Here is a 12,371-nt window from a genome sequence, read left to right on the forward strand (position 1 = left end):
TTGTTTGCCATGTCGGCCATTGGCCGAGTGCTATTGTTGACTCTAACCGCGGTCGTCCCCGCGCACGCGGGGACCCATAAACACCAGCGGATATGATTGAGGGAAGTCGGCCAGAGGCCTGCCACAAGATGAGCCGCGGCGTATGGATCCCGGATCGCGTTCGCTGCTCTCACTTGTCCGGGACGACGAAGGAGAGAGTTTGAATTCTAAGATTTGAAAAAGCTGTTCGCCGCATCCTTCGACGCGCGCTTCTTGGTGACCGCCTCTTGCAGCCGCACGATCTCGGAATTCAACAGCGCGATGCGCTCGGTCAATTCCTCGACCGACAGCAGCGACAGGTCCTGGCCGATCTCGTGGGTGATCTTCTTGCGGGGCTTGTCGTCGTCCTCGATCGCCATGCGCTTCCTCCCTTCTTCCCTTGCCTGCAGGTCAGGCCATCCCCTCACGCGGTTGCCAGCCGGAGCCGGGCTGGCTAATCAGGAACCGCCCTTCATTCTCAGCCTTTCGCAAGGACAAATCATGGAAAAGCTGCCCGCGCAAATGACCGTCATCGGCATCAGCAAGCCCGGCGGCCCCGAGGTGTTGCTGCCGGAAACCCGTCCCGTGCCGGTGCCCGGTCCGGGCGAGATCCTGGTCAAGGTGATGGCGGCCGGCGTCAATCGTCCCGACGTCGCGCAGCGTTCCGGCGCCTATCCGCCGCCGCCCGGCGCCAGCGACCTGCCCGGCCTCGAAATCGCCGGCGAAGTTGTCGCGCTCGGCGAAGGCGCCAAAAAGCACAAGCTCGGCGACAAGGTGATGTCGCTGGTCGCGGGCGGCGGCTACGCCCAATATTGCATTGCGCAGGATGCACAGGCGATGGCGGTGCCCCCCTCGCTCTCGATCCAGGAAGCCGGCGCCATTCCGGAAACGCTGATGACGGTCTGGCACAATGTGTTCGAGCGCGGCGCCCTCAAGGCCGGTGAAACCCTTTTGATCCATGGCGGCTCGTCCGGCATCGGCACGATGGCGATCCAGCTTGCCAAGGCATTCGGCGCCAAGGTGATCGTGACCGTCGGCTCGCAGGACAAGATCGATGCCTGCCTCAAGCTCGGCGCCGACCGCGCCATCAACTACAAGACGGAAGACTTCGTCGCCGTGGTCAAGGCGGAGACCAATAATGTCGGCGCCAATTTGATCCTCGACATGGTCGCCGGCGACTATGTCGATCGCAATTACGATGCCGCCGCGGTCGATGGCCGCATCGTGCAAATCGCAACCCTCAACGGGCCCAAGGTCAGCGTCAATATTGCCAAGGTGATGGTGAAGCGGCTGACCCACACCGGGTCCACACTGCGCCCCCGTACTAATGCGGATAAGGCGGCGATGGTGGCCGCAATTGAGGCCAAGGTCATGCCGCTTTTGCGCGAGGGACGTGTAAAACCCCTGATGGACAGCTCATTCCCGCTGGAAAAAGTCGCCGATGCGCACCAGCGGATGGAGACCAGCGCACATATTGGCAAAATTGTGTTGGAGGTTTGACCGATCGCGCGCGGAGTCAGGGTGGAAACCCTTTGATTCGATTTGCTTTCATGTCATTTATCGCGGCCTACGCCGACCCGTTCGCTGGGCCGGGAGAATCGTTGGTCGCGGAGTACTGACATTGCGTCTGATCAGGTGCCTGGCGCGGCTCGCGCTGGGCCTCATGATTGTTGCGGCAGCGCCTGCGGCGCACGCCATTGACGCTGTCAGCGTCCGCAGCGACGCGCCTGCCATCGATCTCACCGCCGTCCTCGACCATCAGCGCAGCGAAACCGACCGCATCCAGGTTTCGACCGCGCCGGGAACCGACGGCATCGTCCGCCGCATCGAGGTCCGCGCCCGCGAGGGTGGGCAGAACTGGGTGGTGTTCGCGCTCGCCAACAACACCGACGACCAGCTCGACCGCCTGATCGTCGCCCCACATTATCGCATCGTCTCGTCGGGGCTGTTGTGGCCCGACCTCGGCCTGTCGCGCATCGCAACGATTACGCCGTCCACCGGTGACCGCCCCGAGCGGCAGGAAAGCGCGACCGCCGACATTTTCCGCATCACGCTCGACCCCGGCGCCGTCATCACCTTCGTGGCGGAACTGCGCACCGACAAATTGCCGCAGCTCTATCTCTGGGAACCCGACGCCTACAAGGACAAGGTCAACTCCTTCACGCTCTACCAAGGCATCGTGATCGGCATCTCCGGCCTGTTGGCGCTGGTGCTGACGATTTTGTTCGTGGTGAAGGGCAGCATCATGTTCCCGGCCGCCGCCGCGCTGGCCTGGGCGGTGCTGGTCTATATCGGCGTCGATTTCGGCTTCTGGGGCAAGGTGCTCGACATGTCGAACAACGCCGAGCGCGTCTGGCGCGCGGCGGGCGAAGCGATCCTTGCGGCAACGCTTCTGGTGTTCCTGTTCGCCTATCTCAATCTCAGCCGCTGGCATGTGCGCTATTCCCACATCACTGTCGGCTGGCTCGCCTTCCTCGGCTCGCTGGTAGGGCTGGCGCTGTTCGATCCCGCGGTCGCCTCGGGCATCGCGCGCATCTCGCTGGTCCTGATCGCCTTCGCCGGCTTTGCGCTGATCGTCTATCTGTCGACGCATGGCTTCGACCGCGCTGTGCTGTTGATCCCGACTTGGTTCCTGCTGGTGGTCTGGGTGATCGCGGCCGGCATGACGGTTGCGGGCTCCGTTACCAACGACATCGTCGGCCCCGCGCTGCTCGGCGGCCTCGTGCTGATCGTGATGCTGATCGGATTTACGGTGATGCAGCACGCTTTCGCCGGCGGCGGCGCCACCACCGGCATCGTCTCCGACGTTGAACGCCGCGCGCTGGCGCTGACGGGCTCCGGCGATCTGATCTGGGACTGGGACGTCTCCGCCGACAAGGTGTTCACCAGCCCGGAGACCGAAAGCCTCTTGGGCCTGAAGCGCGGCACGCTGGAAGGTCCCGCCGCCAAATGGCTCGAGGTGCTGCACCCGCTCGACCAGGACCGCTTCCGCGCCGCGCTCGACAGCGTGCTCGACCAGCGCCGCGGCCGCCTGGTGCAGGATTTTCGCCTGCGCACCCCCGACGGCCACTTCATGTGGTTCGCGCTGAAGGCGCGCCCGGTGGTCGGCTCCGACGGCGAGGTCTCGCGCGTCGTCGGCACGCTCACCGACGTCACCGAGTTCAAGAACGCCGAAGAGCGGATGCTGCACGACTCCGTGCATGACAACCTTACCGGCCTGCCGAACCGCAAATTGTTCATGGACCGTCTCGGCGCGGTTGCCAATTTCACCAAGGCCATGCCGAACCTGCGGCCGACGCTGATGGTGATCGACCTCGACCGCTTCAAGCAGGTCAACGATTCCGTCGGCATTGCGGTCGGCGATTCCATCCTGCTGACCCTGGCGCGGCGGCTGACGCGCATCCTCAAGCCGCAGGACACGCTGGCGCGGCTCGCCGGCGACCAGTTCGGCCTGATCCTGTTGTCGGAGCAGGATCCGGCGCGCATCACCAATTTCGCCGAAACCATCCGCAAGACGATCCGCGCCCCGATCGCGTTCAACGACCGCGAGATCTTCCTGACCGCATCGATCGGCCTCGCGCTGTCCGACCCGCAGACGCCGCTCAGCGAAGAGATCATCAAGGACGCCGAGCTGGCGATGTATCATTCCAAGCGCATCGGCGGCGACCGCATCGACGTGTATAAGCCCGCAATGCGCGCGCGGAAGACCGACCGCCTGACGCTGGAAAGCGAGCTGCGCCGCGCCATCGAGCGGCAGGAAATCACCATCCTGTACCAGCCGATCGTACGGCTGGAAGACCGCTCGATCGCCGGCTTCGAGGCCTTGGCGCGCTGGGACCATCCAAAACTCGGCCGGATGTCGCCGTCGGAATTCATCTCGATTGCCGAGGAGATCGGCCTGATCGTCGATCTCGGCATGTTCGTGCTGGATCAGACGGCGCGGCAGCTTTCGGTCTGGCAGCGCGCGATGCGTTCGCGCGAGCCGATCTTCGCTTCCGTCAATGTCTCCTCGCGGCAATTGCTGCGGCACGACCTGATCCACGATATTCGTACCGTGCTGTCGCGCTCGTCGGTGGCGCGCGGCACGCTGAAACTGGAGCTGACGGAATCGCTGGTGATGGAAAATCCCGAGCACGCCGCGCAGATGCTGACGCGCATCCGCGAGCTCGGCACCGGGCTGTCGCTCGACGATTTCGGCACCGGCCATTCCTCGCTGGCCTATCTGCAGCGCTTCCCGTTCGACACCATCAAGATCGACCAGTCCTTCGTGCGCACCACCAGCCGCGGCACCCGCCCGGTGATCCTAAAATCAATCATCGCGCTGGCCCACGACCTCGGCATGGACGTGGTGGCGGAAGGCGCCGAGACGGATTCGGACGCCGTCGAGCTCTATCAGCTCGGCTGCGAATACGCGCAGGGCTTTGCCTTCGGCGAGCCGATGGACGCCGATGCCGCGATGCGGCTACTGACGGAAGAGCGGCTCGAAGCGGCGAGCTGAATTGTTTCCGTCGCCCCTGCGAAGGCAGGGGCCCATACGCCGCGGCCTTTCGGTGAAATGATGGGGCCAATTGTCTTCACTATAACAATGGCCGGCGATTATGGGTCCCCGCTTTCGCGGGGACGACGGCGGTCCTGCGGCATCCTTTTGAACTTCACGCTCTGCCCATCTGCCTGGCGGGTGGCGATGTAACCGCCGTCGAGGCATGCCTCGCGCTGCGGCATCTTTTCCTGCGGGCTGCGCAGGCTGTCCCACCAGGAGGCGCGCTGCGCCGCCCGCGGTAGCGCGGCGTCGATGATCTCCTCGATTTCCTCGAAGCTCAGCACGAATTCGGCACGCGTTTGCGCCTTCAGATAGTCCCGTAGCGGGTCGTAAACGTTCACGCGTGTCCTCGATGGTGATTTGCGGAAAACCGTGGGCGCCGGCAACCAGCCGTTAACTCTCTATCATATCGCCCTTGCCGCTTAAGGCCGCAACAATTTATGCGGAGCATACCGGATGGCTTGGAGCAGACGATGCTATTCGGGCGGCAAAGCGACGTGGCCGGAAAGGGTTGGTTCAGGAAGGACTCCGGCCGCCGCCACTGGCGTTTGTCCGTGAAGCTGCTCATCGCATCGTCGATCGCAACCGTCATCGGCTTCTCCGCAATTTGTATCAGCGTGATGCTCGACATGCGCCGCGGCGAGGAAGAGCTCGCGCGCCAGACGCTGGAAAATCTCGCAACGGGAATAGATTCCGATATCGCGCGAAACCTTGAGCTCTACGATCTGTCGTTGCGCAACGTCGCCAACAATCTGGTGATGCCGGAGATTCACAAGGTCAGCAAGGAGATCCGCCATCTGATCTTGTTCGATCATGCCGCGACCGCCAAGCACTTCGGCGCGATTCAGGTATTCGATGCCGATGGCAAGCTCAGCATCGATGCCGCCAGCCTCGATCCGGCGCCGGAGGATCGTAGCGATGAGGAGTATTTTCAGGTCCATCGCGCCAGTCCCGACGTCGGCCTCTACATGAGTCGCCCGATGCTGCGTCGCAGCGCCTATTCGATCGTGTTCAGCCGGCGCATCAATGATTCCGACGGCGGCTTCCTTGGCGTCGTGGTGGGCTCGATCCGCTTCAGCTATTTCCATGAACTGTTCGGCCGGCTCACGCTCGATCCCGGCGATACGATCACGGTGCTGCGTCAGGATCGAACGGTCATCATGCGCAAGCCGTTCGACCTCGACATCATCGGCAAGAATCTGGCTGAGCGGCCAAGGTGGAATCCGGCAAACCTGAAGGAAGGCGGATCTTATGCCGGGGTCGGCCCGGTCGATCCGACCCCACGGCTGTTCGTTCGCGCCGGTACGACGAGCCTGTTTTTCGTCGTGGTCGGAAAGCCGCTGGCGAGCATCTTAAAACTTTGGCACCGCGAAGCGCTCCGGATCGGGGCGATCATGATCGTGCTCACCTTGTTCGTGGTCGGCACCACGCTGTTCCTCGCACGCGAGATCGGCCGCCGGGCAAAAGCGGAGGAGAAGCTCGAGGAACTCGCGACGACGGACTCGCTGACCGGACTGAAGAACCGGCGCAAATTCGATACCGAGATCGACGCCGAGTGGCGGCGGGCGACGCGCAACAAGACGCCGGTCGCGGTCCTGATGATCGATGCCGATCATTTCAAGGCCTATAACGACACCTACGGCCATCAGGCCGGCGACCAGGTGCTGGTCGGCATCGCGATCTGCATTTCCGACACGGTGCGACGGGCCGGCGATTGTCCGGCGCGCTATGGCGGCGAGGAGTTCGCCGTGCTGTTGCCGGGCCTCTCGGCGATCGAAGCATTCACCGTCGCCGAGGTCATTCGCCTGAAGGTCGAACAATGGTCCGAAGACCCCAACGTGACGACCGTCAGCATCGGCGTGGCAAGCATGACGCCGACAGGAGCGGTCGGCTGGTCCGATCTGATCGAAGCCGCCGACAAGGCGCTCTACGCCGCCAAGGCCAACGGCCGTAACCAGTCCGTGGTCGCCACAATCCCGCAGCTCGCGCTGGTGGCTTAGGCGCACTGTCGCTGACCACCGTCATTGCGAGCGAAGCGAAGCAATCCATGCTTCAGTGTATGCGGAACGATGGATTGCTTCGTCGCTCCGCTCCTCGCAATGACGGCGAAGGACCTCCGCGCCTTACTTCATTTATCCAGATACTTCTTCATCTCCGCGCGCAGGCCGTCGCGCAATTCGTCGCGGGCCATGCCGTAGGCGATGTTGGCGCGCAGGAAGCCGGATTTCGAGCCGCAATCGTGGCGCTCGCCCTCGAACTCGACGCCATAGAATTTCTGCGTCTTGGCGAGGGTCTTCATGGCGTCGGTGAGCTGAATCTCGTTGCCCGCGCCGCGCTCCTGCTTCTCTAGGATCTTGAAGATTTCCGGTTGCAGGATGTAGCGGCCGGTGATCGAAAGATTTGACGGCGCCGTGCCCTTCGGCGGTTTCTCCACCATGCCGTCGACCTCGAACATATTGCTGGCGAGGCGCTGGCCGACGCCGCAGATGCCGTATTGATGGGTGAGATCGTCGGGCACCGCTTCCACCGCGAGCAGGTTGGATTTTGCGCCGAGCTTGCTTGCGGCCTCGATCATCTGCTTGAGGCAACCGGGCGTATTCAGCACCAGCTCATCCGGCAGCACCACTGCGAACGGCTCATCGCCGACAATGTCGCGCGCGCACCACACCGCATGTCCGAGGCCGAGCGGCGCCTGCTGGCGGGTGAAGCTCATGGCGCCCGCTTCGGGCTGGTCGCGCGCCAGAATGTCCTGCTCGACCTTCTTGCCGCGCTGGGCCAGCGTGGTGTCGAGCTCGAACATGCGGTCGAAATGGTCCTCGATCACGCCCTTGTTGCGGCCGGTGACGAAGACGAAATGCTCGATGCCGGCCTCCTTGGCCTCGTCGACCACATATTGGATCAACGGCTTGTCGACGATGGTCAGCATCTCCTTCGGCATTGCCTTGGTGGCAGGCAGGACGCGGGTGCCGAGACCGGCGACCGGAAAAACGGCTTTACGGATCTTCATGGGATGTCGGGAGCCCTAGAAACGAGGAAAGTGCTTTGAAAGCACGTTGATAGCCGGTTTGCAGCCCTGAACAAAGGCGGATGTATGGTCCCCTTGCGCGTAAGCGACGGGACAACAAAATGCCCACTGTTAAGCTATTGGAAACCGTGACCGGGCCTTTAGAACCGGGGTGAGAAACGACGGACGGACACTGCATGGGCTTAGCTGAACGAGCGATGAGCAAATGGGCCGGCACGATGCTAATCGTGGCCGCGCTGTTGTGTTCCTGTCCGGCCGCTTTCGTCACCCCGTCCCATGCCCAATCGTCGGGCAAAGACGGGATTTCGAACTTTTTGGGCAACATCTTCTCGGGTCCGAACGCCAGCCCCGTGCCGCAAGCCGCGCCCGGCCCGAACGGCGCGCCGCCGCCCTGGAGCGGCGAGGACGGCGCTTCCGGCCATCCCCTGATGACCGCTGATGCGATCCGGCAAGCGGCGACGAATTTTCAGAACTGCGTTGCCTCAATGTGGCCTGATGCCGCACGGCGCAACATCAGCCAGGAAAATTTCCAGCGCTTCACCGCAGGGCTCGAGCCTGATCTGCGCATCATGGACCTGATGGATTCGCAGCCCGAATTCACCAAGGCGATCTGGGACTATCTCGACATTCTCGTGAACGACAACCGCCTCGCCAAGGGGCGCGAGATCCTCGCCAAATACAAACCGCAATTCGACGCGGCGGAGAAGGCCTACGGCGTCGACCGCTACATCATCGCCTCGATCTGGGGCATCGAATCCAACTACTCGACGCAAATCGGCGACCGCAGCGTGGTGAATTCGACAGCGACGCTGGCCTGCATCGGCCGCCGCCAGGCCTATTTCAAGGATGAATTCCTCACCGCGCTGGAAATCCTCAACCGCGGCGATCTGCGTATCGAACAGATGCGCGGCTCCTGGGCCGGCGCGTTCGGTCCGACGCAGTTCATGCCGACCGCGTTCAAGCGCTATGCCGTTGACGGCGACGGCGACGGCCGCCGCGACGTCGTCGACAACGCCGCCGACCTGATCGCCTCCACCGCCAACAACCTCAAGAAGGACGGCTGGCAGAGCGGCCGGAGCTGGGGCTATGAAGTGGTGCTGCCGCAGGGCTTCAACTTCATGCTGGCGGACAAATCCAAGGCGATGACGATCGCGCAGTGGCAGGCCCAGGGCCTGACCCGGGCCGACGGCAAGCCTTTCCCGGATACGACCGAAAAGGCCTATCTGCTGGCGCCGGCCGGCATGCAGGGGCCTGGCTTTCTGATGCTGCAGAATTTCCGGGTGATCATGAAATACAACCCGGCGGAGGCCTATGCGCTGGCGATCGGCCATTTTGCCGACCGCCTTCGCGGCGGCCCGCCCTTCGTGCAGGCCTGGCCGCGGCAGGAACGGGTGCTATCGCGCGCCGAGCGGCTGGAACTGCAACAGCTCTTGGCCCAGCGCGGCTTCTACAAGGGCACCCCGGACGGCCAGTTTGGCGGCCAGACCCGGGAGGCGCTCCGCAGCTTCCAGGCCTCGATCGGGGCGCCGACTGACGGATTTGCCTCGGCGGACGTATTGGATCGGCTGAGAGGGCGTTAAACGCCCCCCTTTCCGGGCCGAAAGGGGGCTGAAAACCACGATTCGGCAGAAACCTTGACGGTCGGGCCGGAACACCAGTTTATGGGGAAAATCTGCCCGCTTGCGGCCCGATTCCGCTACTATATTTGACGCTTCACGATCCATTTTGCGACCGAGCCGGATGCGAAAGCCAAAGTCCTTCTTGCGCGTGTTCACCGACACCGGCCCGCTGGCCGTGCTGGCGGTTGTCATCGCGCTTCTGGTCGGAATCGCGGGACCGGCTTCCGCGCAGTTTTTCAACTTCGGCGGCTTCGGCGGTCCGCCGCGGCAGGCGCCGCAACGCGACCGTGGGTGGTTCGGCGGCGATTTCTTCGCGCCATTCCAGCAGTCTCCCCAGCAGCAGGCGCCGCGCCAGGATTTCTCCCGTGCGCCGGGCCCCGCCAAGCGCGACACTGTGGCGGAGCACAACATCCTGGTGCTCGGCGATGCCATGGCCGACTGGCTCGCCTATGGCCTCGAAGACGCCTATTCCGAGCAGCCCGATATGGGCGTGATCCGCAAGCACAAGACCGCCTCCGGCCTGATCAAGTATCAGCCGCGCGGCGAGCCCGCCGATTGGGCCGCGGCGGCAAAGGCCATCCTTGCCACCGAAAAGCCGGACGCCATCGTCGTCATGCTCGGCCTCAACGACCGCCAGGCGATCCGCGAGGTGGTCACCGAGAAGAAGACCGACAAGAAGGACGAGAAGAAAGACGCGCGCAAGCCGGACGCCAAGCCTGCGGACGGCAAGTCTGCCGACGGCAAGCCGAAGCCGGAAGGCCAGGCGGAGACGGCAAAGCGCGACGACAAGCCGGCCGACGCCGAATTGTCGCCTGACGATGCCGACAACGACACGCCGCAAGCCGCCCCGGAGAAGAGCGCGCGCTCGGGCGGCGGGCTCTATGAATTTCGCGACGAGCGCTGGGTCGAGCTCTACGCCAAGAAGATCGAAGAGCTGATCGGCATCCTGAAAGCCAAGGGCGTGCCGGTGTTGTGGGTTGGGCTGCCGGCAATCCGCGGGCAAAAGGGAACAGCCGACATGCTGTTTCTCGACGCGCTCTATCGCGACGGTGCGGGCAAGGCCGGCATCACCTATGTCGATATCTGGGACGGCTTTGTCGACGAAGCCGGCCGCTTCCTGCAGAAGGGCCCCGACTTCGAAGGCCAGATCCGCCAGCTCCGCACCGCCGATGGCGTGTTCTTCACCCGGCCTGGCGCGCGCAAGCTTGCGCATTATGTCGAGCGCGAAGTGACGCGCCTGCTCGCGGCACGCTCGGGCCCGATTGCGGTGCCGATCGAGCCGACCGCGCCCGAGGCCAATGTCGCGCCCGGCCAGCCGGCGCCGCGGCCCCTGGCCGGACCGGTCATGCCGCTGGTGGCCTCCTCCGTCGGCACCGACCAGTTGCTCGGCGGGCCCGGCTCGCGTCCCGCCGCGGTCGATGCTCTCGCCGCACGTACGCTGGTGAAAGGTGAAGCGCTGGCGCCGCCTGCCGGCCGCGCCGATGATTACATGTGGCCGCGCCGGGAAATCGGCCGCGAGCCCGCCAAGGGCGATGTTCCGGTTGCGGCTGCCTCACCCAGCGGCGCAGCACCGGCAGCGCCCGCGCAGAAACAGCTTCTGCTGCCGCCGCCGCAGCAAGTGCAGCAGCAGCAACGGAGACTAGCGCCGCCACCGCCGCCGCCGATGCAGCTTCGGCCGGCGCAAAACAACGGGCCGTCGCTGCGTGATTTCTTCGGCGGCTTCGGCGCGGCACCGCGCGCCCCTGCTCCGCCCGCGGCGGCACCGCCGCGCGGGCCGTTTGGCCCGGGCGCACCGCGCCCGCCGGGTAACGTCGGACGCGCGGCCGAAGTCCCGCCCGGCAATTTCTGGCGATAATTTCTGAAGCCTCAGCCCAGGGCCGCGTTCGCGCGTCATCGGACGATGCACTGCATCGCCCGATGAACCTGTGAGGATGAGGTACGCTTTAGCCGTAATAGCGCCAGCGCGGCGGCGGGCGACGGAGCGGGCGCGTCATTAACAGCGCCAATGCAAAGCCGATTCCGCCGGCGACGAGCAGTGCGCCCAGCGGATTTTCCCGCACGGTTTTCGCCACCGCCTTTTGGCCGCTACGAACCGTGTCGCCGCTGTTTTCGTAGGCGTCCTTGGCGTAGTTGACGGCGGCGTCGGTGGCGTCGCGGGCCGCGTCCTTGACGTCGCGGGCTGCATCCTTGGCCTGGCCGTAGAGATTTTGCACCGTGCCTGCGGCTTCGCGCGCGCGGCCCTCGACCTGCGTCTTCGCATCGCCGGCCATGTTGCCGACCGTACTTTCGACCTTACCGGCAAAGTCTTTCGCCGAACCGGCAATCCGATCCTTATCCATTGCGGTCACTCCTGTTTTCAAGAGGTGTAACCGACGAGCCCCCGTCCAGGTTCCTGCCGCTACAACGCGCCGCTACGCAAGATGCCGGGCTTACAGGATCAGCCCGCCATCGACCACAATGGTCTGGCCGATGATGTAGGACGCCAGCGGCGAGGCGAGGAACAAGGCCGCGCCGGCCATGTCCGCGGGCGTACCGAGTCGCTTCAGGGGGATCCGTTCCAGCGCGCCTTCGAGCCGCTTTGGATTTGCCGTCGTTGCTTTGGTCATCTTGGTGTCGACAAGGCCCGGTGCGATGCCGTTGACGCGAATGCCGTTCTCGGCCCATGCCTCGCCGAGCGTGCGCGTCAGGCCCACCGCGCCGGTCTTGGAAGCGTTGTACGCCGGATTGCCCATGGTGGAGTGATAGGCGGCGGTAGAGCTGACGATGATCAGCGAACCCTTTGCCGCGCTCAGCATCGCCTGAAATCTGGTTGCGCACGCCATCAGGCTTATCAAATTGACTTCCACAACCTTGCGAAAACCGTCCATCTCGAACTCGCCGCGGCGATAGATCACCGCGCCCTGCGCCAGCACCAGCACGTCGAGTGTTTCGAAGGCCGGCTTGAAGGATTGAATGGCCGGCGCGTCGCTGACGTCGAGCTGGAAATAGTCGAGGCCTTCGAGATGCGATCCCTCGTCGGGCGAATAGTCGGCGGCGCTTTTGCGCGTGCCGCAGACGGCGACCTTCGCACCCTTGGCGCGAAAGGCCTGCGCGATGCCGTTGCCGATGCCGCTGGAGCCGCCAACCACCAGCACCTGCCTGCCGCTGAAATCGAGTTCGTTCATCCCTG

At 64.2% G+C, this 12,371-nt stretch carries 10 protein-coding genes; 5 read left to right on the forward strand and 5 right to left on the reverse strand.

The window, feature by feature from the left end:
- Positions 1-206: 206 nt before the first annotated feature.
- On the reverse strand, positions 207-398 hold the full coding sequence (locus QA643_RS35445) for a DUF1192 domain-containing protein (RefSeq protein WP_283030285.1): 192 nt from the start codon (positions 396-398) through the stop codon (positions 207-209).
- 121 nt (positions 399-519) lie between these two features.
- On the opposite strand from QA643_RS35445, the gene QA643_RS35450 reads away from it, so the two are divergent.
- On the forward strand, positions 520-1,518 hold the full coding sequence (locus QA643_RS35450; RefSeq protein ID WP_283030286.1) for an NAD(P)H-quinone oxidoreductase: 999 nt from the start codon (positions 520-522) through the stop codon (positions 1,516-1,518).
- Between the two features lie 121 nt (positions 1,519-1,639).
- Positions 1,640-4,516 carry an EAL domain-containing protein gene (locus tag QA643_RS35455; RefSeq protein ID WP_283030287.1) on the forward strand — a complete coding sequence of 959 codons (2,877 nt, stop codon included), beginning with the start codon at positions 1,640-1,642 and terminating at the stop codon, positions 4,514-4,516.
- Between the two features lie 98 nt (positions 4,517-4,614).
- Here the strand turns inward: QA643_RS35455 and QA643_RS35460 are convergent, their stop codons facing one another.
- Entirely contained in the window at positions 4,615-4,899 is a 285-nt protein-coding gene (locus tag QA643_RS35460) for a hypothetical protein (protein ID WP_283030288.1), read from the reverse strand.
- Between the two features lie 132 nt (positions 4,900-5,031).
- Between QA643_RS35460 and QA643_RS35465 the strand changes: the two genes are divergently transcribed.
- Positions 5,032-6,558, forward strand: coding sequence for a diguanylate cyclase (locus QA643_RS35465; RefSeq protein ID WP_283030290.1), 1,527 nt, complete (start codon positions 5,032-5,034; stop codon positions 6,556-6,558).
- A 128-nt stretch (positions 6,559-6,686) separates the two neighbouring features.
- On the opposite strand, the gene galU is transcribed toward QA643_RS35465, so the two are convergent.
- On the reverse strand, positions 6,687-7,565 hold the full coding sequence (gene galU / locus QA643_RS35470) for a UTP--glucose-1-phosphate uridylyltransferase GalU (protein WP_283030292.1): 879 nt from the start codon (positions 7,563-7,565) through the stop codon (positions 6,687-6,689).
- A 236-nt stretch (positions 7,566-7,801) separates the two neighbouring features.
- On the opposite strand from galU, the gene QA643_RS35475 reads away from it, so the two are divergent.
- Together QA643_RS35475 and QA643_RS35480 are read left to right on the forward strand one after the other, a co-directional pair.
- Positions 7,802-9,163 carry a lytic murein transglycosylase gene (locus QA643_RS35475; RefSeq protein ID WP_283035039.1) on the forward strand — a complete coding sequence of 454 codons (1,362 nt, stop codon included), beginning with the start codon at positions 7,802-7,804 and terminating at the stop codon, positions 9,161-9,163.
- Between the two features lie 160 nt (positions 9,164-9,323).
- A complete protein-coding gene (locus QA643_RS35480; RefSeq protein ID WP_283030293.1) occupies positions 9,324-11,057 on the forward strand; it encodes a DUF459 domain-containing protein in 1,734 nt (577 codons plus the stop codon).
- 88 nt (positions 11,058-11,145) lie between these two features.
- Here the strand turns inward: QA643_RS35480 and QA643_RS35485 are convergent, their stop codons facing one another.
- Positions 11,146-11,541 (reverse strand): CsbD family protein, encoded by a 396-nt coding sequence (locus tag QA643_RS35485; protein WP_283030294.1) that lies wholly within the window; start codon positions 11,539-11,541, stop codon positions 11,146-11,148.
- Between the two features lie 90 nt (positions 11,542-11,631).
- The gene (locus tag QA643_RS35490) at positions 11,632-12,366 is read right to left on the reverse strand and encodes an SDR family oxidoreductase (RefSeq protein ID WP_283030295.1); all 735 of its coding nucleotides are present in this window, start codon (positions 12,364-12,366) and stop codon (positions 11,632-11,634) included.
- Positions 12,367-12,371: the final 5 nt, after the last annotated feature.

Source organism: Bradyrhizobium sp. CB3481 (genome assembly GCF_029714305.1).
Taxonomy (GTDB): domain Bacteria; phylum Pseudomonadota; class Alphaproteobacteria; order Rhizobiales; family Xanthobacteraceae; genus Bradyrhizobium.